The sequence below is a fragment of the Kitasatospora sp. NPDC001225 genome (assembly GCF_053597855.1).
On sequence record NZ_JBSFJC010000078.1, the window covers coordinates 17,435 to 41,715 of the forward strand.

The 24,281-nt window shown below is 74.1% G+C and carries 13 protein-coding genes; 12 read left to right on the forward strand and 1 reads right to left on the reverse strand.

Going from position 1 to position 24,281, the window contains the following annotated elements; genetic code table 11:
* Window positions 1-63: 63 nt before the first annotated feature.
* The 8 genes from ACWDCZ_RS24780 (at window position 64) to ACWDCZ_RS24815 (ending at window position 16,476) form a co-directional block, all read left to right on the forward strand.
* Complete coding sequence (locus ACWDCZ_RS24780; protein WP_449816995.1) at window positions 64-3,129, forward strand: helix-turn-helix transcriptional regulator; 3,066 nt, start codon at window positions 64-66, stop codon at window positions 3,127-3,129.
* Between the two features lie 593 nt (window positions 3,130-3,722).
* The gene (locus ACWDCZ_RS24785) at window positions 3,723-6,746 is read left to right on the forward strand and encodes a putative bifunctional diguanylate cyclase/phosphodiesterase (RefSeq protein ID WP_449816999.1); all 3,024 of its coding nucleotides are present in this window, start codon (window positions 3,723-3,725) and stop codon (window positions 6,744-6,746) included.
* 330 nt (window positions 6,747-7,076) lie between these two features.
* Window positions 7,077-8,930, forward strand: a complete 1,854-nt coding sequence (locus ACWDCZ_RS24790) for an acetolactate synthase large subunit (RefSeq protein WP_049657944.1) — start codon at window positions 7,077-7,079, stop codon at window positions 8,928-8,930.
* A 32-nt stretch (window positions 8,931-8,962) separates the two neighbouring features.
* Window positions 8,963-9,487 (forward strand): acetolactate synthase small subunit, encoded by a 525-nt coding sequence (ilvN, locus tag ACWDCZ_RS24795; protein ID WP_049657946.1) that lies wholly within the window; start codon window positions 8,963-8,965, stop codon window positions 9,485-9,487.
* Window positions 9,488-9,597: 110 nt separating this feature from the next.
* Window positions 9,598-10,596: a ketol-acid reductoisomerase gene (gene ilvC, locus ACWDCZ_RS24800; protein ID WP_049657948.1), complete on the forward strand. Its 999-nt coding sequence runs from the start codon at window positions 9,598-9,600 to the stop codon at window positions 10,594-10,596.
* Between the two features lie 243 nt (window positions 10,597-10,839).
* Window positions 10,840-12,426, forward strand: a complete 1,587-nt coding sequence (serA, locus tag ACWDCZ_RS24805) for a phosphoglycerate dehydrogenase (RefSeq protein ID WP_375877168.1) — start codon at window positions 10,840-10,842, stop codon at window positions 12,424-12,426.
* Between the two features lie 295 nt (window positions 12,427-12,721).
* Window positions 12,722-12,883 carry a hypothetical protein gene (locus ACWDCZ_RS24810; RefSeq protein WP_199823173.1) on the forward strand — a complete coding sequence of 54 codons (162 nt, stop codon included), beginning with the start codon at window positions 12,722-12,724 and terminating at the stop codon, window positions 12,881-12,883.
* Window positions 12,884-13,122: 239 nt separating this feature from the next.
* Entirely contained in the window at window positions 13,123-16,476 is a 3,354-nt protein-coding gene (locus ACWDCZ_RS24815; protein ID WP_449816996.1) for a S8 family serine peptidase, read from the forward strand.
* 48 nt (window positions 16,477-16,524) lie between these two features.
* On the opposite strand, the gene ACWDCZ_RS24820 is transcribed toward ACWDCZ_RS24815, so the two are convergent.
* Window positions 16,525-19,038 (reverse strand): YfhO family protein, encoded by a 2,514-nt coding sequence (locus tag ACWDCZ_RS24820; RefSeq protein WP_449816997.1) that lies wholly within the window; start codon window positions 19,036-19,038, stop codon window positions 16,525-16,527.
* Window positions 19,039-19,193: 155 nt separating this feature from the next.
* On the opposite strand from ACWDCZ_RS24820, the gene ACWDCZ_RS24825 reads away from it, so the two are divergent.
* The 4 genes from ACWDCZ_RS24825 (at window position 19,194) to cimA (ending at window position 24,127) form a co-directional block, all read left to right on the forward strand.
* A complete protein-coding gene (locus ACWDCZ_RS24825; protein WP_380744947.1) occupies window positions 19,194-19,760 on the forward strand; it encodes a Uma2 family endonuclease in 567 nt (188 codons plus the stop codon).
* Window positions 19,761-19,818: 58 nt separating this feature from the next.
* Entirely contained in the window at window positions 19,819-20,856 is a 1,038-nt protein-coding gene (locus ACWDCZ_RS24830; protein WP_380744949.1) for a 3-isopropylmalate dehydrogenase, read from the forward strand.
* Window positions 20,857-21,054: 198 nt separating this feature from the next.
* On the forward strand, window positions 21,055-22,167 hold the full coding sequence (locus tag ACWDCZ_RS24835) for a branched-chain amino acid aminotransferase (protein WP_049656394.1): 1,113 nt from the start codon (window positions 21,055-21,057) through the stop codon (window positions 22,165-22,167).
* Window positions 22,168-22,522: 355 nt separating this feature from the next.
* Window positions 22,523-24,127: a citramalate synthase gene (cimA, locus tag ACWDCZ_RS24840; protein WP_449816998.1), complete on the forward strand. Its 1,605-nt coding sequence runs from the start codon at window positions 22,523-22,525 to the stop codon at window positions 24,125-24,127.
* Window positions 24,128-24,281: the final 154 nt, after the last annotated feature.

The window sequence follows — 24,281 nt, forward strand, 5'->3', positions numbered from 1 at the left end:
ACCCGTTCGCCAGGGGAGATAACCCCTCGGCCGGGCCCCACCGGCTATGGCATGCTCGCCTCCATGCAGCACACATCGGTCAGCCCCGTCTTCGTCGGCCGCGGAAGCGAGATCACCGAGCTGACCGACGCGCTGCGCCGCGCGGGCACCGGCAGCCCGCAGTCCGTCCTGATCGGCGGCGAGGCGGGGGTCGGCAAGACCCGGCTGCTGGAGGAGTTCCTGGAGCGGGCCGCCGCCCAGGGGGCGGTCACCTCGCTCGGCAGCTGTCTGGAGGTCGGCGCCGAGGGCCTGCCGTACGCGCCGCTGGCCGCCGCGCTGCGCCGGCTGCACCGCTCGCTGGGCGCCGAACTGGAGGCCGCCGCGGCCGGCAGCGAGAGCCATCTCGCCCTGCTGCTCTCCGAGTTCGGCGAGGTGGACGGCGAACCCAACGACGAGTACAGCCGGGCCCGGCTGTTCGAGCACACCGCAAGGCTGTTCGAACGGCTCGGCGCGGAGCGTACCCTCGTCCTCGCCGTCGAGGACCTGCACTGGTCCGACCGCTCCACCCGCGAGCTGCTCGCCTTCCTGGTGCGCACCCTGCACCGCTCCCGGGTGCTGCTGGTCGCCACCTACCGCACCGACGACCTGCACCGCCGGCACCCGCTGCGCCCCTTCCTGGCCGAGCTCGAACGGCTGCGCACCGTCCAGCGGCTGGAGCTGGCGCGGTTCGACCGCCGCGAGGTGGCCGCCCAGCTGGCCGGCATCCTCGGCACCACCGTCCCCGACCGCCAGCTGGTGGACCGCATCCACCGCCGTTCGGAGGGGAACCCGTTCTTCGTCGAGGAGCTGGCCACCGCCTTCGAGGACGGCTTCGGCGCCGGGCTGACCGACTCGCTACGGGACATCCTGCTGGTACGGGTCGAGGGCCTGGACGAGGAGGCCCAGCGGGTGGTGCGGATCGCCGCCGAGGGCGGCTCGCACGTCGAACACGCCCTGCTGGCCGCCGTCCTGGACGACGACGAGGAGGCGCTGATCGAGGCGCTGCGGGCGGCCGTCGGCGCCAACATCCTGCGCCCGGACAGCGAGGGCGAGGGCTACCGGTTCCGCCACGCGCTGGTCCGCGAGGCGGTCTCGGACGACCTGCTGCCCGGCGAACGGCACCGGATCAACCGCAGGTTCGCGCTCGCGGTGGAGGCCCAGCCGCAGCTGGTCCCCGGTGACGCGCTGGCCGCCCGGCTGGCCAACTACTGGTACCACGCGCACGATCCGGCCCGCGCCCTGCCGACGGCCCTGGACGCCGCCCGCGCGGCCCGCCGCCGCAACGCCTTCGCCGAGCAGCTCGGCATGCTGGAGCGCGCCCTGGAGCTGTGGGACCTGGTCTCCGAGGAGGTGCTGGCGCACACCCTGCGCCCGTACGACTGGGCCGAGACCTACCCGCCCGGCTCCTGCGACCACAGCACCGCGGACGGGGACTGCGACCGGATCCAGCTGGTCGACGTGCTGGCCGAGGCGGTGGTCGCGGCCCGGCGCTGCGGCGACCGCGAGCGCGGCCTGAGCCTGGCCAAGCGCGGGCTGCGGCTGGTCGACGAGGCCGAGCACCCGGTGCGCGCGGCCTGGTTCCGGATCAACCGGGCCCGGATGCTGGGCAGTCTGCGCCGCTCCGGCGACGAGGAGGAGATCGCGAACGCGCTGCGGCTGGTGGAGCACCTGCCGCCGACCGCGGTCCAGGCCGAGGTGCTCGCGCTCGGCGCCGGGACGGCGATGCTCAAGAAGCCCACCCCGGCGGCGATCGAGCTGGCCGAGCGGGCGATCCGGATCGCCGAGGAGGTGGGCGCGCACTCGGTCGAGGTGCACGCCCGGATGACCCTCGGCGGCCTGCGCTACGACGTCCAGGGCGACGCCGAGGGCGGGCTGGCCGAGCTCGCCGGGGCGGTCGAACGGGCCCGCCGGCTGGGCGTGCCCGACCTGCTGCTGCGCGGCATCAACAACCTGGCCAGCATGCAGCGCGGACTCGGGCACCCCGAGGACGCGGTCCGACTGGCCCGGGAGGGCCTGGAGTACGCGAACGGCAACGGCCTGCTGCGCAACATCGGCGCCATCCTGACCGGCAACCTGGTCGAGGCGCTCGCCGACCTCGGGCGGGCCCGGGAGGCCACCGAGGTGCTGGTCGGCTACGAGGCGGCCAGCCCGACCGGCACCCACGCCGAGTTCCTGGACCGGATGCGCGGCGAACTCGCCCTGCTCAAGGGGGACCTGGCCACCGCGGGCACCATGCTGGCGCAGGCCCGGTCGGCGAACCGGGTCGGCCAGGTCCAGCACAGCGTGCCGATCAGCCGACTGGCGGTGCGGCTCGCGGCGCTCGGCGGCCGGCCGCTGGAGGCCCGGGCCGAACTGCTCGCCGCGCTGGAGGAGGACGGCCGGCTCGGCCACGAGTCCGACGTCTACCCGCTGCTGGCCGAGGCCGCCGCGGTGGAGGCGGACAGCCGGGGCCTGCCGCAGGCCGAGGCGGGCCGGGCCGGGGCGCTGGCCGCGATCGCCGCGGCCGCCGCCGAACTGCGGCCCCGGGCGCCGCTGCACCACGGCTGGGCCCGGCTGCTGGAGGCCGAACTGGCCCGCGCCGAGGGCGCGGACACCCCGCAGGGGTGGGCCGCCGCCGTCGAGGCGCTGCGGCCGACCGGCCTGCCGTTCCCGCTGGCGCTCGCCCTGCTGCGGGCCGGCGAGGCCGAGGTGCAGGCCGGCCGGCGCGAGGCCGCCGCCGAACTGCTGCGCGAGGCGGCCGAACTGGCGGCCGCCCGGGGCGACCGGCTGCTCGGCGGGCAGATCGCCGCGCTGGCCGATCGGGCCGGGCTGAGCCTCGCCCCGGCCGGGCGGACGGCCGGACGGGCGGGTGGGGGGACGGCCGCGGTGCCGGCCCAGGCCGCGGGGGACTCCTTCAACCTCACCCCCCGGGAGCGGGACGTGCTCCGGCTGCTCGCGCGCGGCTGGACCAACCGGCAGATCGCCGAGGAGCTGTACATCTCTCCGAAGACCGCGAGCGTGCACGTCTCCAACATCCTCGGCAAGCTCGGGGTCGGCGGCCGGGGCGAGGCGGCCGCACTGGCGCACCGGCTGCGGCTGTTCCCGGAGGACCTGGCCCCCTCGGGCCGCTGAACAGGGCCCGGCTGAACAGGGCCCCGCTGAACAGGACTCCACTGGACAGGGCCCCGCTGAGCAGGGCCCCACTGAACTGGGCGCCACGACGGACCCGGACCGGCCCCGGCCGGTCCGGGTCCGCTGTCCGTCCGCCCCGGCAGCACGGATCGTCCACCCTGGCACCGGTGTTCGGGCGCCGCCGCGTGCTCCCGTGCGCGCCGCGTGAGCCCCTGCCCGCGCGCCGCCGCCAACCGGGCCGATCCATAGGAATCAGGGGCATTTCCCCACCCTTTCGCCATTACTCTAAGTTGAGTGTGCGTGTCATTGAGTGACGGGATTGGTGTAGGGTCCATTTTGGGAGCATCGGTACGGTGCGGCGGCCGGCAGGCCGCCCACCCCCTGGGCCACCGTCCTGACGGGGCGCCAGGCCACCGCGTACGTCCGACAGGTGCGCGGCCGGTGGCCCGTGGCCGGGGCGCGAGGCCCCGGGCCGGAGGGGGAGAGGCCGAGTGAGCTCCACCGAAACGGTGCTGCCCGGAACCGGACGGCCGGACGCACCGCACACCGACACGTCCGCCGCCGACGTGCCCGCACCCGCCCGCCGCGGCCCGCTGTACCGGCCCGGGGTGAGCCGTACGCTGCCCGGGTTCGCCCTGGGCGCGCTCTGCGTGGCCTACGCCACCGGCGCCGCCGCCGGCTGGGGATCGCACCAACTGTCCGTCTTCATGGGCGACTTCGGGCTGGCCGCGGCGGCCCTGGCGGCCGCGCTGTCCTGCCTGGTGTACGGCTGTACGGTCGGCGGCCACGCCCGCCCGGCCTGGCTGCTGTTCGGCCTCTCCTCGCTCATGGTCGCCTTCGGCAACGGCACCTGGGGCTGGTACGAGCTGGTCGTGCGCACCCCGCTGCCCCGGGACTCGCTCGCCGAGTACGCCTTCCTGCTGTTCGCCCCGCTCGCCATCACCGGCGTCCTGGTGCTCGCCCAGCACCCGCGCACGGCGGCCGGCTGGCTCTGCCTGCTGCTCGACGGCTGGCTGATCGCCGGCTCGCTGTTCACCCTCAGCTGGAGCCTGGCGCTCGGCCGGATCGCGGCCGGCGAGGACGGCTCACCGCTGCGCCTGGCCCTCAACCTGGCCTACCCGGTGCTGGACATCCTGCTGGTCAGCCTGGTGGTCGGGCTGCGCTTCGGCGGCCGGGACGGCAACCGGGCGGCGGTGCACACCGCGATGCTGGCGCTCGCCGTCACCGTCACCTGCGACGCCCTGTTCACCTCCCCGGAGCTGCGCAGCAGCTACCACTCGGGCGAACTGCTGGACGCCGGCTGGTTCGCCGGCAGCCTGCTGCTGGGCTGGGCGCCGTGGTCGCCGCGCTGGCGCCGTCCGCTGCGCGACCACCCCTCGGCCGGCGGCCTGCCGCACCGCCGGGTGGCGACCACCTTCAGCGCGCTGACCCCGTACGCGGCCGCCGCGGTCTGCACTGCGGGCATTCTCTACAACGCCCTCGGCGGACGGGAGTTGGACCGTGTGGTGGCCGCGGCGGCCTGCACCGTCGGGCTGGCGCTGATCCTCCGGCAGGGCGTCATGCTGCTCGACAACCTGTCGCTGGCGCAGGAACTCGCCCACAAGGAGGCGCACTTCCGCTCGCTGGTGCAGGGCTCCAGCGACGTCATCATGATCGCTGGCGCCAACGGCGTGCTCTCCTACGTCTCCCCGGCCGCGCTCGGCGTCTACGGGCGGGACCCGGAGGAACTGGTCGGCGGCAACCTGCTGGACCTGGTCCACCCCGAGGACGTCGGCCGGGTGCTCTCCGAGGTCCGCCGCTACCTCGCCAGGGTCCGGCTCACCACCCACCGCAGCCCCGGCACCGCCGAGCCCTCCGCCCGGGTCGAGTGCCGGATCAGCTCCGGCGCCGGCGAGTGGCTGTACGTCGAGTCGACCGTCAGCAGACACCGCGACGGCCTGCTGCTCAACAGCCGGGACGTCACCGAACGCGTCATGCTCCAGGCCCAGTTGCAGCACAACGCCTTCCACGACCCGCTCACCGACCTGCCCAACCGGGCGCTGTTCACCCAGCGGCTGCGGGCCGCCCTCGGCGCCCGTGGCCAGCAGGGCGGGACGGGCGCCGGGATCGCGGTGCTCTTCATCGACCTGGACGGCTTCAAGGCGGTCAACGACACCGCCGGGCACCAGGTCGGCGACGAACTGCTGGTGCAGGCGGCCCGCCGGCTGCAGAGCGCCGTCCGCTGCGGGGACACCGTCGCCCGGTTCGGCGGCGACGAGTTCGCCGCGCTGGTCTGCGGCCCGCTCGGCCGCCTCCAGGTCCAGGAGCTGGCCGAGCGGCTGCGCCTCGCCCTCTCCGAGCCGTACTGGATCGGCGGCGCCGAACTCGGCGTCGCCGCCAGCATCGGCATCGCCTTCGGCACCCCCGAACGCGGCCCGGCGGCCGACCCCAGAACCGCGGCCGACGAGCTGATGCGCAACGCCGACCTGGCGATGTACCGGGCCAAGTCCGAGGGCAAGGGCCGGGTGGTGCTCTACACCCCCGCGATGCGGGCCGACCTGGAGCGCCGCACCGAGCTGGAGGAGCGGCTGCGGCTGGCCGTCCGGGAGGGCGGCTTCACCCTGCTCCACCAGCCCGTGGTGGACCTCGGCAGCGGCGCGGTGACCGGCGTCGAGGCGCAGGCCCGCTGGCGCTCGGTGGGCGGCCTGCTGCTCACCCCGGCCGAGTTCCTGCGCTCGGCCGAGCACGGCGACGCGGCCACCCGGTTCTCCCGCTGGCTGGTCCTGGAGGCGGTCAGCGCGGCCGTCGAGCGGCGCGGCCTGCCCGGCGGCAGGGGTCGCGGCACGCCGGAGCCCGTCCCGGTGGCCGTCCGGCTCTCGGTGGAGCGGCTCTGCTCGCCCGGCCTGTACGAGACGGTGGCCTCGGCGCTGCGCGACAGCGGGCTGCCCGCCGACGAACTGGTCATCGAGGTGGCCCGGATGGGCCCGGACTCGCTCGCCGACGAACTCGGCCGCCGGCTCTCCGCCCTGCGCGGGCTCGGCGTCTCCACCTGGCTGGCCGGGTACGGCGCGGGTGGCGGCTCGCTCGGCGCGCTCGCCCGGCTGCCGCTGGACGGGCTCAAGCTGGACCGCACGCTCGTCCAGGACCTCGGCGAGTCCCCGCTCAGCCGCACCCTCGCCGGGCACGCGCTGCGGCTCGGCCGCGACCTCGGGATGACCACCGCCGCCGAGGGGGTGGACCTGCCCCGCCAGGTCGCCGCGCTGCGGGAGCTGGGCTGCGGGCAGGCCCAGGGCTCGGCCTTCGCCCCGCCGCTGGACGAGCCCCGGCTGCGCCGGGCGCTGGCCCGCCGCGGCTACCCGCTGCCCACCCCGACCGGCCCACCGGCCACGCCGCCGGGCCCGGTGTCCACCCCGGCGGGCCCGGCCGGACCGCTGTCGGCCCGCCGCCCGTACCCGCCCGCCGACACCCGCCCGTCCGTCCCCGAGGACACCCGGACGAGTGGCCGCGGCAGCGGCCGGACGGACGCCGCGCCGGGGCGTGGCGCACATCACCATGGCGGCTCTGACCTGCCCGAACACCGTGCCGTTACTGGCCCGCCGGGTGGTCCGCATGGCGAGACGGTCGTCCCACCTGCTTGACACGCCGCCCCGCACGGGAGGAAGGTCGTTGCCATGCGCACCCGAATTCTCGTACTTGGCGGGCGCGTCGGCTGAGTGGGCTCGTACGCCCTGCTCGTGACAGACCGACGCGCCACCCCTCGCATGCCCTTGGGCACGAGGGGTTTTTTGTTGCACTGACGCTGTTCCACCTCCGCAAGACCCCTGGCCTCGACCGCCCGAGCCCGTCCGATCCGTCGGACCGAGCGGGACGATTGAGGCAGAGCCGGCGCTCGACCCGGACCGGGACCCCACCCTCGCAGCACGGGGCCCGCAGCACCGGGTCGGCAAAACCCGAGAAGAGACAGGCAGATGACCGAGCACGCCGCATCCCCCCGCCGCGGGGACAACCCGGCCGCCAACGCTCCCGCTCCCCAGCACGTCGTCGAGACCATGACCGGCGCCCAGTCGCTCATCCGCTCCCTCGAGGCCGTGGGCGCGGACACCGTCTTCGGCATCCCGGGCGGCGCCATCCTTCCCGCGTACGACCCCCTGATGGACTCCGTCAAGGTGCGCCACATCCTGGTCCGGCACGAGCAGGGCGCCGGCCACGCCGCCACCGGCTACGCCCAGGCCACCGGCCGGGTCGGGGTCTGCATGGCGACCTCGGGTCCGGGTGCGACCAACCTGGTCACCCCGATCGCCGACGCCTACATGGACTCGGTGCCCGTCGTCGCGATCACCGGCCAGGTCTCCTCCAAGGCGATCGGCACCGACGCCTTCCAGGAGGCGGACATCTGCGGCATCACGATGCCGATCACCAAGCACAACTACCTGGTCACCGACCCGGCCGAGATCCCCCGGGTGATCGCCGAGGCCTTCCACATCGCCGCCACCGGCCGCCCCGGCCCGGTCCTGGTCGACATCGCCAAGGACGCGCTCCAGGCGACCACCACCTTCCGCTGGCCGGTCGAGACCGCGCTGCCCGGCTACCGCCCGGTGACCAAGCCGCACGCCAAGCAGATCCGCGAGGCCGCGAAGATGCTGGTCGGCGCCAAGCGGCCGGTGCTGTATGTCGGCGGCGGCGTGCTCAAGGCGCGGGCCACCGCCGAGCTGCGGATCCTCGCCGAGCTGACCGGCGCCCCGGTGGTCACCACCCTGATGGCGCTCGGCGCGTTCCCGGACAGCCACCCGCAGCACCTGGGCATGCCCGGCATGCACGGCTCCGTCCCCGCCGTCACCGCGCTCCAGAAGTCCGACCTGCTGTTCACCCTCGGCGCCCGCTTCGACGACCGCGTCACCGGCAAGCTGGACGGCTTCGCCCCCAACGCCAAGGTCGTCCACGCCGACATCGACCCGGCCGAGATCGGCAAGAACCGCCCGGCGGACGTGCCGATCGTCGGCGACGCCCGCGAGGTGCTCGCCGACCTGATCGTCGCCGTCCAGGCCGAGTTCGACGCCGGCCACAAGGGCGACTACACCGAGTGGTGGGAGCGGCTCGACGAGTGGAAGAAGACCTACCCGCTCGGCTACGAGCCGGCCCCGGAGGGGCGGCTCTCGCCGCAGCAGGTCATCGAGCGGATCGGGACGCTGGTCGGCCCCGAGGCGATCTACGCCGCGGGCGTGGGCCAGCACCAGATGTGGAGCTCGCAGTTCATCCGGTTCGAGAAGCCGGGCACCTGGCTCAACTCGGGCGGCGCCGGGACGATGGGCTACGCCGTCCCCGCGGCGATGGGCGCCAAGGCCGGCCGCCCGGAGAGCGCGGTCTGGGCGATCGACGGCGACGGCTGCTTCCAGATGACCAACCAGGAACTGGTCACCTGCGCCCTGAACGACATCCCGATCAAGGTCGCGGTCATCAACAACGGCTCGCTGGGCATGGTCCGGCAGTGGCAGACGCTGTTCTACAACCAGCGCTACTCCAACACCGTGCTGCACTCCGGCCCCGGCCACGACGGCATCGAGCCGCCGGCCCAGGGCACCCGGATCCCCGACTTCGTCAAGCTGTCCGAGGCGATGGGCTGCGTGGGCCTGCGCTGCGAGCGCCCCGAGGACCTCGACGCGGTCATCCGGCAGGCGATGGAGATCAACGACCGCCCGGTCGTCATCGACTTCATCGTCCACCAGGACGCCATGGTCTGGCCGATGGTCGCGGCCGGCACCAGCAACGACGAGATCCAGTTCGCCAAGGGCGTGCGCCCCGACTTCGGCGACGACCTCGACTGATGTCCCCCTCTCCAGAACGACTGAGGAATCCCATGTCCAAGCACACCCTCTCCGTCCTGGTCGAGAACAAGCCCGGCGTGCTCGCCCGCATCGCCGCCCTGTTCTCCCGTCGGGGTTTCAACATCGACTCCCTCGCCGTCGGCTCGACCGAGCATCCGGACGTGTCCCGGATGACGATCGTGGTCAACGTCGAGGACCTCCCGCTGGAACAGGTCACCAAGCAGCTCAACAAGCTCGTGAACGTGATAAAGATCGTCGAACTCGACCAGTCCGCTGCGATCCAGCGGGAACTGGTCCTGGTGAAGGTCCGCGCCGACAACGAGACCCGGTCGCAGATCGTCGAGATCGTCCAGCTGTTCCGTGCCAAGACCGTCGACGTGTCGCCGGAAGCGGTGACCATCGAGGCCACCGGCAGCTCGGACAAGCTGGAGGCCATGCTCCGGATGCTGGAGCCTTACGGCATCAAGGAGTTGGTCCAGTCCGGCCTGGTCGCCATCGGCCGCGGCGCGCGCTCCATCACGGACCGCTCGCTGCGCGCCCTGGACCGCAGCGCGTGAACAGCGCGCCTCCGCGTCTCAATCCCTGAAGCAAAGACCCACACCACACCGCGTGCGCATACGGTGAACACCGCGTACCCGGACCCCATCACGCAAGGAGATGTGCCCCCGTGGCCGAGCTGTTCTACGAAGACGACGCCGACCTGTCCATCATCCAGGGCCGCAAGGTCGCGGTCATCGGCTACGGCAGCCAGGGCCACGCCCACGCGCTGTCGCTGCGCGACTCCGGCGCCGACGTCCGGGTCGGCCTGAAGCCGGAGTCCAAGTCCCGTGCCAAGGCGGAGGAGGCCGGCCTGCGCGTCGTCACCCCGGCCGAGGCCGCGGCCGAGGCCGACGTCATCATGATCCTGGTCCCGGACCCGATCCAGGCCGACGTCTACGAGGCCGACATCGCCCCGCACCTGAAGGCCGGCGACGCCCTGTTCTTCGGCCACGGCCTGAACATCCGCTTCGGCTTCATCAAGCCCCCGGCGGACGTCGACGTCTGCATGGTCGCCCCGAAGGGCCCGGGCCACCTGGTCCGCCGCCAGTACGAGGAGGGCCGCGGCGTCCCCGCGATCGTCGCGGTCGAGCAGGACGCCTCGGGCAAGGCCTTCGAGCTGGCGCTGTCCTACGCCAAGGGCCTGGGCGCCACCAAGGCCGGCGTCATCAAGACCACCTTCACCGAGGAGACCGAGACCGACCTGTTCGGTGAGCAGGCCGTCCTCTGCGGTGGCACCGCCGCCCTGGTGAAGGCCGGGTTCGAGACCCTGGTCGAGGCCGGCTACCAGCCGGAGATCGCCTACTTCGAGTGCCTGCACGAGCTGAAGCTCATCGTCGACCTGATGTACGAGGGCGGCCTGGAGAAGATGCGCTGGTCGGTCTCCGAGACCGCCGAGTGGGGCGACTACGTCACCGGCCCGCGGATCATCACCGCGGACACCAAGGCCGCGATGAAGCAGGTCCTCGCCGAGATCCAGGACGGCACCTTCGCCAACACCTGGATCGCCGAGTACAAGGCGGGCCTGCCCAAGTACAACGAGTACAAGAAGGCCGACGAGGACCACCTGCTGGAGACCACCGGCAAGAAGCTGCGCTCGCTGATGAGCTGGGTCAACGAGAACGCCTGACCCCTTCCGGGCCGTTTCCCCGGCCCCGAATTTGTAACGTCCTTGTACAAGTAGGCTGCTCTCGTCCGGGTGATTTCGCCGGACGGGAGCAGCCCGCTACCCAGCCCGTCGATACACTCCGAGTGCGCGTCAGGCCCACAGCGTCGTGCGTCTACCTACGCGGCATGCCACCTTCCCCCGCCCTCCACGCCACCTACGTGCCCGGGGGAACCGGACAGTTAAGGACCCACTGTCGTGAGCACTGTGACCTCCAAAAGCGCTGTCGTACTGATCGCCGAAGAGCTCTCGCCCGCCACCGTCGACGCCCTCGGCCCCGACTTCGAGATCCGCCACTGCAACGGCGCCGACCGCACCGAGCTGCTCACCGCGATCGCCGACGTCGACGCGATCCTGATCCGCTCCGCCACCAAGGTCGACGCCGAGGCGCTGGCCGCCGCCCGCAGGCTCAAGGTGGTCGCCCGGGCCGGCGTCGGCCTGGACAACGTGGACGTCGCCGCCGCCACCAAGGCCGGCGTGATGGTCGTCAACGCGCCGACCTCCAACATCGTCACCGCCGCCGAGCTCGCCTGCGGCCTGCTGATCTCCGTCGCCCGCAACATCGCGCCGGCCAACGCCGCGCTCAAGCAGGGCGAGTGGAAGCGCAACAAGTACACCGGCGTCGAGCTGAGCGAGAAGACCCTCGGCGTCGTCGGCCTCGGCCGGATCGGCGTCCTGGTCGCCCAGCGGATGTCCGCGTTCGGCATGAAGATCGTCGCGTACGACCCCTACATCCAGGCCGCCCGCGCCGCGCAGATGGGCGTCAAGCTGGTCACGCTGGAGGAACTGCTGGAGGTGTCGGACTTCATCACCGTCCACCTCCCCAAGACCCCGGAGACCATCGGCCTGATCGGCGACGAGGCGCTGCACAAGGTCAAGCCGACCGTCCGCATCGTGAACGCCGCCCGCGGCGGCATCGTGGACGAGGAGGCGCTGGCGAGCGCGCTGCGCGAGGGCCGCGTGGCCGGCGCCGGCCTGGACGTGTACGCCAAGGAGCCGTGCACCGACTCCCCGCTGTTCGCCTTCGACAACGTGGTCGCCACCCCGCACCTGGGCGCCTCCACCGACGAGGCGCAGGAGAAGGCCGGCATCGCGGTCGCCCGCTCGGTGCGCCTCGCGCTGGCCGGCGAGCTGGTGCCGGACGCGGTGAACGTCCAGGGCGGCGTGATCGCCGAGGACGTCCGCCCGGGCCTGCCGCTGGCCGAGAAGCTCGGCCGGATCTTCACCGCGCTGGCCGGCGAGGTGGCCGTCCGCCTCGACGTCGAGGTCCGCGGCGAGATCACCCAGCACGACGTGAAGGTGCTCGAACTGTCCGCGCTGAAGGGCGTGTTCGAGGACGTGGTGGCGGAGACGGTGTCCTACGTCAACGCCCCGCTGTTCGCCCAGGAGCGCGGCGTCGAGGTCCGTCTGACCACCTCCAGCGAGAGCCTCGAGCACCGCAACGTGATCACCGTCCGCGGCACGCTCGGGAACGGCGAGGAGATCGCCATCTCCGGCACGCTGGCCGGCCCCAAGCAGACCCAGAAGATCGTCGGCGTGGACGCCTTCGACGTGGACGTGGCGCTCACCGACCACATGGCCTTCTTCAAGTACGAGGACCGCCCCGGCGTGGTCGGCGTGCTCGGCCGCCACCTCGGCGACGCGGGCATCAACATCGCCGGCATGCAGGTCGCCCGCGACGGCGGCAGCGCGCTGGCCTCCATCACCGTGGACACCGAGATCCCGCAGGAGGTGCTCTCGGCGATCGCCGCCGAGATCGGCGCCCGCTTCGCGCGCTCGGTCGACCTGGGCTGATCCTCCGGCCCCAGGACCGTCCCGGCAGGGCCCGGACCACCGTTCGACGGTGGTCCGGGCCCCGCTGCGTTCTCCCGGGTGAGACCCGTCTCAGATACTAGGAAATCCAAGTATTCGTGCAGACACGGCCGGGGCGTGGTCGTACCGTGGAAGGGCCGTACGGTGTGCCGCCCCTGTAGCCAGGGCGCGCGGCCCGTGTACGCGTGCGCCTTCACGAGCAGGCGATCCCTGCTCCCGCGCTCCCTTTCCCCTCTTCGCGCTCGCCCTCCGCAGCGCCGCTTCCAAGGAGCCCGGTATGTCGCCGACCGCCGACCGTCACGCCACGTCCGCCCCCGCCGCCACCCCCGTCCGCGCTCCGCGCCGTCGCCGGGCCGTCGAGCGGAACCCCTTCGCGGCCGCCGCCCTCCAGCGTGCGCTGGACCGCCGGGACAACGGCGGCGCGACCGGCCACCACTGAGCGGCCGGCGCCTCCGGGCCGGGTCGCCCGGCAGTGGCGTTCATCCGTCGAATGGGCCGTACGGGTGCGCCGGATGTCACCCAGTAGAGTGCAACCCCGGTCCGTCCGAGGGAAGTTGCTCGTCCCCGTCGGCGCGATCATCCTAATTTGGGGCCCTCGGAGGGGTGATCGACGTTCGCGTGGGCGAGCGTCAGCGACACGGTGTGCGGATCAGTCCCCCTGCCGGGGGAGAGGGCCCAGTGCGTCTGCCACCCGTCCGCCGACCCGCCGCCCGGATCGGCCTCACCCTGGCCCTGCTGGCCGGAAGCGCCGTCCTCGCCGCCACCCCGGCGGCCGGCGGCCCACCGTCCGCGGGGCCGCCGTCCGCCGGACCGCCGGGGCCGGGCCGAACGGCCTCCGTCCTGCTCGAACTCACCACCGAGGCGGCCGGCTCCGCCTGGCGGCGCGCCGCCGACGGGGCCCGGCGCGCCCAGCGCCCCCCGGAGGCCGTCCGCCGGGAGGCCGCGCGGGCCGGCGCCGCCCAGCGGGCCCGGGCCGGGGACGCGCTCGACCGGCTCGCCGGCGCCGTCCACCGGGCGGCACCCGCCGCCCGCGAGCTCTACCGCACCCGCACCGTGCTCGCCGGCCTCGCGGTCAGCGCGCCCGCCGACCGGCTGCCCGCGCTGCGGGCGCTGCCGGGCGTCCGGGCCGTCCACCCGATCGTCGCCAAACGGCGCGACAACGCCCACTCCGTCCCGCTGACCGGCGCCCCGCAGGTCTGGGCCGGCGACCAGGCGGCCGGCACCGGCCGGGGCACCCGGATCGGGATCATCGACAGCGGCATCGACTACACCCACGCCGACTTCGGCGGCCCCGGCACCGAGGAGGCGTTCCGCTCGGTCGAGCGCGGCAGGCCCGCGCCGCCCGCGCTGTTCCCCAACGCCAAGGTGGTCGGCGGCAAGGACCTGGTCGGCGACGACTACGACCCCGACCCGGCCTCCCCGCACTACCAGCCGGTGCCGCACCCCGGCGACAACCCGATCGACTGCGTGCGCAACGGGCACGGCACCCACGTGGCCGGCACCGCGGCCGGGTACGGCGTCACTGCGGACGGCCACCCGTACACCGGCCCGTACGGGCCCGGGCTGGACCCGGCCGGCTTCCGGATCGGCCCCGGCACCGCCCCGGGCGCGCAGCTGTACGCGATCCGGGTGTTCGGCTGCGACGGCTCCACCGACCGGGTCACCGAGGCGCTCGACCTGGCCGCCGACCCGAACGGCGACGGCGACCTGAGCGACCGGCTGGACGTCGTCAACCTCTCGCTCGGCAGCCACTTCGGCAGCACCGACGACACCGACGCCCTGGCCGCCGACCGGCTCGCCGAGCTCGGCACCGTCGTGATCGCGGCGGCGGGCAACGACGGCGACGTGTACGGCATCGGCGGCAGCCCCGGCACCGCCGCCCGGGCGATCACCGTCGCAGCCTCGGTGCACGGCCACGCCGACGTGGACGGCATCACCGTGCTCGCCCCCGCCGCCCAGGCCGGGGTCGTCCCGGCGCACTGGAGCGAGCGCTACCAGGGCTGGTCCACCGCCGACGTCAGCGGCGAACTCGCCCTGCCCGCCGACCAGTCGGACGGCTGCACCGAGTTCGGCGAGGCCGACCGGCAGCGGCTGAAGGGGCGGATCGCGCTGCTCACCTGGCACACCCGGGAAGCCGACCGGGCCTGCAACTCCGGCCCGCGCGCCGACCACGCCGCCGACGCGGGCGCGATCGGCGCCCTGTACGCCGCCGACTCCGACCACCTCGCCGAGATCTCCGGCGACGACCGGATCCCGGCCGTGCTGCTGGGGCGCGCCGACGGCGAGCGGCTGCGGCAGGCCGCGGCCGCCGGGCCGGTGACGGTCCGGCTCGCCGCGCCCGGCAACCCGCTGCACGGCTCCGTCGCCCAGGACCAGCCGGCCAGGATCGACACCATGACCGACTTCAGCTCGCGCGGCATCGGCGTGCCGGGCGTGGTCAAGCCCGACCTGGCGGCCCCCGGCGAGGGCATCTGGTCCAGCCTGGTCGGCAGCGGTACCGGCGGCCAGCGCGAGAGCGGCACCTCGATGGCCGCCCCGCACGTGGCCGGGCTCGCCGCACTGGTCCGCGCCGCGCACCCGGACTGGCCGGTCGAGCAGGTCAAGGCCGCGCTGATGAACACCACCGAGGACACCTTCCTCGGCGACGAGCACGGCGGGCCGGTCTACGGGCCCGAGCGCACCGGGGCCGGGAGGGTCCGGGTGGACCGGGCGGTCCGCACGCCCGCCGTCGCCTACGCGGCGGGGGAGGGCGCCGTGGAGGGCGGGGTCGGGGTCTCCTTCGGGCCGGTCGAGGTCGGCGGGCCGACGGCGGTGACCCGGGAGATCGAGGTGCGCAACACCTCGAACGCGCCACTGGCGTACCGCACCTCGTACGCGGCCGCCACCCTGCTGCCGGGCGCCTCCTACCAGGTGGCACCGGCCCGGGTGGACGTCCCGGCGGGCGGCACCGCGCGGGTACGGGTCACCCTGGCCGTGCCGGGGGAGCTGGGGCGCGCCCCCGACCCGACCATCGACACCGTGCAGGGCGGCCGGGCCCGCAGCTACCGGGGCGAGCTCTCCGGCCGGGTGCTGCTCACCCCGGTCGGTGGCGACGCGCTCCCGCAGCTGCGGATCCCGGTGCTGGCCGCCCCGCGCCCGACCGGCGACCTCACGGCGGCGGCCACCGTCCGCACCGCCCGGGACGGCACCCTGGTCACCCTCGGCGGCCGCGCCGCCCCCGGCGAACAGCCCGGGCTGGTCAGCGCCTTCGCCCTCGGCGGCGAGGGTGAGCGCTGGCCCGACTGCCCGCCCGGCGGCAGCGGCACGGCGGTCGCGCCCGGCGCGGGCCTGCGGCCGAAGGACACCGGGAAGGAGCCGGACCCGGCGGAGGAGGTCTGCGTCGAGCACCCCGGCGAGCGGGCCGCCGGCCTGCGCGCGGCCGGCGCCGCCGTCGACTCCGAACTTCTGTACGTGGGCGCGCAGTTGTGGGCGCCCGCGGCCACCCCGGTGGGGCTGTACGGGGTGCGGGTGGCGCTGGACACCGACGGGGACGGCAGCACCGACGTCATCCTCAAGGCCGACCGGCTGCGCGGTAGCGACGTCCTGGTCTCCCGCGCCCTGGACGCCCGCACCGGGGCCGAACTGGACGTCCAGCCGCTCAACGCCCACTGGGGCGACACCGACACCGGGCTGCTGGACAGCGACGTCCTGGTGCTGCCCGTCCGGCTGAGCGCCCTGCCCGGCGTCGTGGCCGGGCACAGCACCGTCCGCTACGGCGTCTGGACCGGCTACGCCGGGGGCGGGACGCCGGACGTGGCCGAGGCGCTCTCCACCATCGGGCTGAGCGGCACCAGCCCGTCCGTCCCGCTGGACGTCCTGCGGCCGGCGCTCACCGCGCGGGCCGGCCTCACCGGGCCGGCCGCCGTACTGGCCCCGGCGGGCCCGGGCGCCGTCCTCGCCGTACGGCGGGCGGCGGGCGACACCTCGCGGCTCCTGCTGCTGTACCACCGCAACCCGGCCGAGCGGCGGGCCCAGGTGCTCGACCTGCCCTGACCGTCGGGCGGAAGGGGCGGCCCACCGGGACTCCGGCGGGCCGCCCCGTCATGTGCCGGCTTGTGGGCCGGCTTCTGTGCCGGCTTGTGCGTCGGCGCCCAGGGCCGCCCGGCGGCGGTCGCGGCGCGGGACGCGGGTGGGGCGCCGGGAGAGCCGGGCGAAGACCGCCACCAGGGCGAGGACGGCGGCGGTGGCGGAGGTGACGATGAGCCCCTCGGTGAGGCCGGGCGGGCGGAAGGCGCAGGCGACGCGGGAGGCGCCGTCGCCCAGCGGGACGCCGATCATGCCGAGCACCGGGACGGGGGTGAGACGTCGGCCGCCGTCCACCGCGCAGGTCCAGCCCTCGGCGGCCGGCACGGAGAGCAGCGCGGTGCCGGTGGAACCCGCCGGGAGGGTCGCGGTGAGGGTGTGCCCGCCCGCCTCGACCCGGGTGGCGCCGGTCGCGGTGAGCCGGGTGACGGCGGTCTCCAGCGCACCGGCCCGCAGGCAGCCGATCGGGCGGGCGGGCACCTGGCTCACCACGTCCGACCGCAGCGTCACCCGGACCACCCCGTCCGCCGGGACGGTCCCCAGCCGGTGGATCGGCACGGCGGTGGTGGGCTGCTCGCCGTCGCTGCGGTAGTCGGTGCCCAGGCCGCTGACCGTGCCCCGGTACCAGACCCCGTGGAAGTAGGCCGTCCCGCCCGGCGTGCAGGCGGCCGTGAACACCGTGCCCTCCCCGCCGGCCGGCACCGACCAGCCGCTGGTTCCGTGCAGGGCCGGCGCCGGCCCGCCCGCCGGGACGGGCAGCGGGGCGTCGTACACCTGGCTGCCGAGCAGCGACTCCTGCCGGGACCAGACCGAGGAGGTCTCCGTCCGGGAGCCCGGCGGCAGCACGGTGACCAGCGGCGGCGCGGCGGCCCGCACCGGGGTGAAGCCGGGCGGCGGGGCGTCGTCGAGGTGGGTGCGGAGGCCGAACAGCGCCTGCCCGACCGGGTCGGTGACGCTCGCGGTCTGCCGTCCGCCGGCCGTCCAGCCCGCGCCGAGGTCGTGCAGCAGCAGGGCGGTGACGGTCGGCAGGTAGCTGCTGAAGTAGCCGCCGCCCTGGCCGTTCAGCAGCAGCGGGTCGTTGGGGGTGAAGGCGTGCGGGCCGGGGTCGCTGCGGCCGCGCGGCCAGTCGGCGCCCGCCCGGACGGCCGCGTGCCCGGCCCGGACGGCCGCCGGGGAGACCCCGGAGGAAGGGACCGCGCCGAGCGCCGCGCACCCGGACCAGACGGCGTTGCCCAGCACCGCTCCGCCGATCACCCAGGTGGCGAGGGCGGTCGCCCGCCGGTCGGAGTGCCGGCGGTCCAGCAGCCACAGCGCGGCCGACAGGACGGCGCCGCCGACGGCCAGCAGCACCCAGGTGGCCGGGCGCACCGCGGGCCGGCCCGCCGCCAGGCCGGCGATCACCGCCACCACGGCGGCGCCGCCCAGTACGGTGAGCCGGTCCGGGCGGTGCGCCAGCGAGACCCAGCCCGCCAGCACCAGCAGCCCGCTGAGCACGAAGGCCACCCGGTACGGCCCGCCGGCCGGGATCGCCAGGCCGTGCCAGACCAGCACCGTCGGGGTCCAGAGGAAGCCGACCGCCACCAGCACCAGCGCCGCGCACCACAGGGCCCGCTCCCGAGCCCGCACCCGCCGGTTGAACGGCAGCCCGCACACCACCAGCAGCCCGAAGACGCCGATCGCCACGTCCGGCAGCTGCTGCCCGCCGTGGGCCGCGGGCAGCAGCCGGGAGAGGTGGGCGGCGACACCGGACGGGCCCAGCGGCTCGACCGGGGACTCCGGCTGGGCCCGGCCGGTGGCCAGCACCGCGACGAACAGCACGGGGGAGGCGAGCAGCACCCCGGCGGTGGCCGTGGTGACGGCCCGGCCGGTGGCCCGGACCCGGTGGCGCAACGGGAGCGGGGCGGCGAACAGCCGGACGGCGAACAGCAGTCCGGCCGCCAGGGTGGCCAGCGCGGCGGTGTACAGGTTGCCCGTCCAGGCAAGCGCGACGCACAGCGCGCCGGCCACCCAGTGCCGTTCGCGCAGGCACCAGTCGGCGGCCAGGCCGAGCAGGGGCAGCGAGACCAGGCCCCAGAGCCACATCGGGGCGGCCCCGCCGACGTCCAGCACCCAGGCGCACAGCCCGTACCCGACGGCGGCGAACACCCGCAGCCACCGGGGGCCGGGGTGCAGCCGGCCGAGCAGCCGGGCCATCAGGGCGGTGCCCAGGCCGATGGTGGCCAGGGTGACCAGGAGGACGGCGAGCCGGCCCTGGTCGCGGGGGAGGAGCGCGGTGGGCCAGGAGAAGGGGTTCATCAGGTAGGCGAAGAAGTCCGCCAGGAACGGGGCCCCGTAGCCGCTGTTCCAGTTGAACAGCAGGTCCCCGGCGGCCTGCCCGTGCAGCAGGTCCCACAGGTGGGCGTGGTACGGCACGGCGACCGCCTCCGCCCCGGCCGGCCACCGCCCGCGCACCGCCGCCGCCAGCCCGTACCCGCCCATCGCCAGCCCCGCCGCACCCGCGCAGACCAGCACCTCCCGCCGCCGCTCGCCCATCCGCACCCCGTTCCACACGCCTCGCCGGACCCCGCCACCCTAAGCACGCCCCAGGCGCCCCCCGCGTCGCACGCGCTCCCTCGAAGGAGTGGAGTCCTAAGCGGCTCCGCCGAGTAGCCTGAGAGGGCCGCCAGGATGCCTGTATGGGAGGAACCATGAGCATCGCGCCGTACCCCGACTGGATTCGGCCTCCTGCTGGTGGCTACACCGCAGAGGACCTCGACCGGCTGCCTGATCTCCCGCCGCACACCGAACTGCTCGACGGGAGCCTGATCTTCGTGAGTCCGCAGACCGCGTTCCACATGCGCACCCTCCGTAGGCTGGAACGTGCCCTGGAAGCCGCGGTGCCGGAGGGGTGGGACGTCTGGCGGGAGATGACGGTCAAGTTGGACCGGCGCAACCGGCCGGAGCCGGATCTCCTCATCGTCGACGAGCGAGGGGTCACCGGTCCGAAGCAGACCTCCTGTGAGGCGGGGGACGTACTGCTCGCGGTCGAGGTCGTCTCCGAGGAGTCCGAGGAACGAGACCGGGACACCAAGCCTCGGAAGTACGCGGCTGCGGGGATCAAGCATTTCTGGCGGGTGGAGAGCGACGACGACGGAAAGCCGGTCGTCTACGTCTACGAACTCGACCCCGCCACACACGGCTATGCGGTCGCCGGGATCTACCACAAGCAGTTGAAGGTCGAGCGGCCGTTCCCGGTGGAGATCGACCTGACCTGACCGTCCGCATCGTGGACGGCAGGTGTCAGTACCTGGGACGGCGGAGTAGGGTCCGAGCATGTCTCGCACCATTCGTCTCGCAGTAGTCCCCGGTGACGGCATCGGCCAGGAAGTGGTGGCCGAAGGCCTCAAGGTCCTGGGTGCCGCGCTTCCCGCCGACGTGAAGCTGGAGACCACCGAGTACGACCTCGGGGCCCGGCGCTACCACCGGACCGGGGAGACGCTGCCGGACGACGTCCTGGCCGAGCTGAAGTCGCACGACGCGATCCTGCTGGGCGCCATCGGCGACCCGAGCGTGCCGTCGGGCGTGCTGGAGCGGGGGCTGCTGCTCAAGCTGCGGTTCGCCTTCGACCACCACATCAACCTGCGTCCGGGCCGGCTCTTCCCCGGGGTGTCGTCCCCGCTGGCCGGCCAGCCGGAGATCGACTTCGTGGTCGTCCGCGAGGGCACCGAGGGCCCGTACGTCGGCAACGGCGGCACGCTGCGCACCGGGACGCCGCAGGAGGTGGCCACCGAGGTCAGCCTGAACACCGCGTACGGCATCGAGCGCGTGGTGCGCGACGCCTACCGCCGGGCGCAGGCGCGGCCGCGCAAGAAGCTCACCCTGGTGCACAAGAACAACGTGCTGGTGCACGCCGGGCACCTGTGGACGCGGATCTTCGCCGAGGTCGGCCGGGAGTTCCCCGAGGTCACCACCGACTACCTGCACGTCGACGCGGCGACCATCTTCTTCGTCACCCAGCCGGAGCGGTTCGACGTCATCGTCACCGACAACCTGTTCGGCGACATCCTGACCGACCTGGCCGCCGCCGTCACGGGCGGGATCGGCCTGGCCGCGAGCGGCAACATCAACCCGAGCGGCGAGTTCCCGTCCATGTTCGAGCCGGTGCACGGCTCGGCGCCGGACATCGCCGGCCAGGGCAAGGCCGACCCGACCGCCACCGTGCTGTCGGTCGCGATGCTGCTGGAGCACCTCGGCTTCGCCGCCGAGGCCGCCGCGGTCGAGGCCGCCGTCGCGGCGGACCTGGCCGAGCGCTCGGGCACCCGCGGCACCTCCCAGGTCGGCGACGCGCTCGTCGCCCGAGTAGCCGGCTGACCGGCCGGATCCGAACACACGGTTCCGGCTGACGGGGCCGGACCGCACATCACCGCAGCTTGCAGCTGTTCGGCACGGCCCTCTGGATGCGAGTATCGACAGTGGGCCGTGCCGTTGTGCGTCCATTCCGGTGAAGTTTGCCGAAACGTATCTGCGGCGGTGGCGGCCCGGACCAACCCCACGGTGAAGGAATCAGCCATGAGCACGGCCACCCAGGCGCCCATCACGTTCGACCTCAAGCCCTCCGCCCACCCGCTGCCCGCAGCGGAGCGCGAGGCCCGGCTGGCCAACCCCGGGTTCGGCCGGGTCTTCACCGACCACATGGTCACCATCCGCTGGACCGAGGGCGTGGGCTGGCACGACGCCCAGCTGGTGCCGTACGCGCCGCTGGAGATCGACCCGGCGAACATGACCCTCCACTACGGCCAGGCGATCTTCGAGGGCCTGAAGGCCTACCGCCAGGCCGACGGCTCCATCGCCACCTTCCGCCCGGAGGCCAACGCCGCCCGCTTCCAGGCCTCGGCCCGCCGCCTGGCGATGCCGGAGCTGCCGGTGGAGGCCTTCGTCGAGGCCGTCGAGCTGCTGGTCCGCCAGGAGCGGGACTGGGTGCCGAACGAGCCGGAGCAGAGCCTCTACCTGCGCCCGTTCATGTTCGCCACCGAGGTCGGCCTGGGCGTCCGCCCGGCCAACTCCTACCTCTTCATGATCATCGCCTCGCCGGCCGGCGCCTACTTCCAGGGCGGCATCAAGCCGGTCTCGGTCTGGCTGTCCAAGGAGTACGTCCGGGCCGCCCCCGGCGGCACCGGCGCCGCCAAGTGCGCGGGCAACTACGCGGCCTCGCTGGTCGCCCAGGCCCAGGCCGCCGAGAAGGGCTGCGACCAGGTGGTCTGGCTCGACGCCGCCGAGCACCGGTGGGTCGAGGAGATGGGCGGCATGAACCTGTACTTCGTCTTCGGCGAGGGCAAGGACGCCAGGATCGTCACCCCGGAGCTGTCCGGCGCCCTGCTGCCCGGCATCACCCGCGACTCGCTGCTCCAGCTGGCCTCGGACCTCGGCTACGCCGTCGAGGAGCGCCGGATCTCCACCGACGAGTGGCAGCAGGCCAACGCCGACGGCACCCTCACCGAGGTCTTCGCCTGCGGCACCGCCGCCGTCATCACCCCGGTCGGCTCGGTGAAGTCCGCCGCCGCCGACTGGACCGTCGGCGCCGGCGAGCCCGGCCCGGTCACCATGGAGCTCCGCAAGGCGCTGCTGTCCATCCAGGGCGGCCAGACCCCGGACACCCACCACTGGCTGCACCGGATTGTCTGATCCCGCACCCCGGCCGGCCTGCCCCGTTTCGCATCCCGAGACGGGCGGGCCGGATCGCGGAAGCTGTGCCAGACTGCCAGCGTGTCCTCGCTTTCGCTGATTATTAGCAGCAGGCGCGCCGGTCCGCAGTGACCGCTTCCGCTGGACCCGATGCGGAGCGACCACTAGCGTCCAGACCCGCGCGCAGACCTCTCGCACCCGCGAGGGGTCTTTTTGTTTCTCCCGGACCGGCCGACGGCCCCCACAAGGGGCCCGGGGACACCGGGACCGCGCGCGGGACCATGGACAGTGGAGCCGGGACGAGAACGTCCGGCAGAGCAGTACCCAACCTCCCCGAAACGGAGAACCAGGGGTCATGACCGAGGTCACCCGTACCGACGACAGTTTCCACGTGTTCGACACCACGCTGCGCGACGGAGCGCAGCGCGAGGGCATCAACCTGACGGTGGCGGACAAGCTGGCCATCGCCAGGCACCTGGACGAGTTCGGGGTCGGTTTCATCGAGGGCGGCTGGCCCGGGGCGAACCCGCGCGACACCGAGTTCTTCGCCCGGGCCGCCGTCGAGCTGGAGCTGGAGCACGCCCGGCTGGTCGCCTTCGGCGCCACCCGCCGGGCCGGCGGCAAGGCGTCCGAGGACCCGCAGCTGGCCGCGCTGGTCACCTCCGGCGCCCCGGTGATCACCCTGGTGGCCAAGGCGCACGACCGGCACGTGGAGCTCGCGCTGCGCACCACCCTGGACGAGAACCTGGAGATGGTCCGGGACAGCGTCGAGTTCCTGCGCTCGCGGGGCCGGCGGGTGTTCATCGACTGCGAGCACTTCTTCGACGGCTACCGGGCGAACCCCGAGTACGCCGTGTCGGTGGTCCGCACCGCGCACGAGGCCGGCGCGGACGTGGTGGTGCTCTGCGACACCAACGGCGGGATGCTGCCGGGCGGCGTCCGGGAGATCGTCGCCGACGTGCTGGCCAGGACGGGGGCCCGGCTCGGCATCCACGCCCAGGACGACACCGGCTGCGCGGTGGCCAACACCCTGGCCGCGGTGGACGCCGGCGTGACCCACGTGCAGTGCACCGCCAACGGCTACGGCGAGCGGGTCGGCAACGCCAACCTGTTCCCGGTGGTCGGCGCGCTGGAGATCAAGTACGACCGCCGGGTGCTGCCCGCGGGCCGGCTGGCCGAGATGACCAGGATCTCGCACGCGATCGCCGAGCTGGTCAACCTGACCCCCTCCACCCACCAGCCGTACGTGGGCTTCTCGGCGTTCGCCCACAAGGCGGGCCTGCACGCCTCCGCGATCAAGGTCGACCCGGACCTGTACCAGCACATCGACCCCGAGCGGGTCGGCAACACCATGCGGATGCTGGTCTCCGACATGGCCGGGCGGGCCTCCGTCGAGCTCAAGGGCAAGGAGCTCGGCTACGACCTCTCCAGCGACCGGGACCTGGCCGGCCGGGTGGTGGCCAAGGTGAAGGAGCAGGAGAACCTCGGCTACACCTACGAGTCCGCCGACGCCTCCTTCGAGCTGCTGCTGCGCGACGAGGTGCGCGGCAGCCGGGACCGCTTCTACACCCTGGAGTCCTGGCGGACCATCAGCGAGCAGGGCCCGAAGGGCTTCACGGGCAACGAGGCCACCGTCAAGCTGTGGGCCAAGGGCGAGCGCCGGATCGCCACCGGCGAGGGCAACGGCCCGGTCAACGCGCTGGACCAGGCACTGCGCGCGGCCCTGGAGGGCATCTACCCGCCGCTGGCCACCTTCGAGCTGGTGGACTACAAGGTCCGCATCCTGGAGGGCCAGCACGGCACCGGTTCCAAGACCCGGGTGCTGATCGAGTCCACCGACGGCTCCGTCACCTGGTCGACGGTGGGCGTGGCCGACAACGTGGTCGCCGCCTCCTGGCTGGCGTTGGAGGACGCGTACACCTACGGCCTGATCCGGGCCGGCCTGGAGCCGACCGAGTAGCCGGCCCGGGTCGGTCGGCGCCCGACATGCCTGTGGCCCGCGGGACTTCGTACGAAGTCCCGCGGGCCACGGTCGTGCGCGATCACCGAAGCCCGGGGGGCGGGGTGGGTTAGAGGTGGGGGTTGTGGGCGCGCGTTGGGGGGTCGGGGCCGCC

What these genes read in the sequence shown, in the direction of transcription:
- ACWDCZ_RS24780 (WP_449816995.1), top strand. Translation starts at nt 64, where the DNA reads ATGCAGCACACATCGGTCAGCCCCGTCTTCGTCGGCCGCGGAAGCGAG.
- ACWDCZ_RS24790 (WP_049657944.1), top strand. Translation starts at nt 7,077, where the DNA reads ATGACCGAGCACGCCGCATCCCCCCGCCGCGGGGACAACCCGGCCGCC.
- ilvN (WP_049657946.1), top strand. Translation starts at nt 8,963, where the DNA reads ATGTCCAAGCACACCCTCTCCGTCCTGGTCGAGAACAAGCCCGGCGTG.
- ACWDCZ_RS24810 (WP_199823173.1), top strand. Translation starts at nt 12,722, where the DNA reads ATGTCGCCGACCGCCGACCGTCACGCCACGTCCGCCCCCGCCGCCACC.
- ACWDCZ_RS24820 (WP_449816997.1), bottom strand. Translation starts at nt 19,038, where the DNA reads ATGGGCGAGCGGCGGCGGGAGGTGCTGGTCTGCGCGGGTGCGGCGGGG.
- ACWDCZ_RS24825 (WP_380744947.1), top strand. Translation starts at nt 19,194, where the DNA reads ATGAGCATCGCGCCGTACCCCGACTGGATTCGGCCTCCTGCTGGTGGC.
- ACWDCZ_RS24830 (WP_380744949.1), top strand. Translation starts at nt 19,819, where the DNA reads ATGTCTCGCACCATTCGTCTCGCAGTAGTCCCCGGTGACGGCATCGGC.
- ACWDCZ_RS24835 (WP_049656394.1), top strand. Translation starts at nt 21,055, where the DNA reads ATGAGCACGGCCACCCAGGCGCCCATCACGTTCGACCTCAAGCCCTCC.
- cimA (WP_449816998.1), top strand. Translation starts at nt 22,523, where the DNA reads ATGACCGAGGTCACCCGTACCGACGACAGTTTCCACGTGTTCGACACC.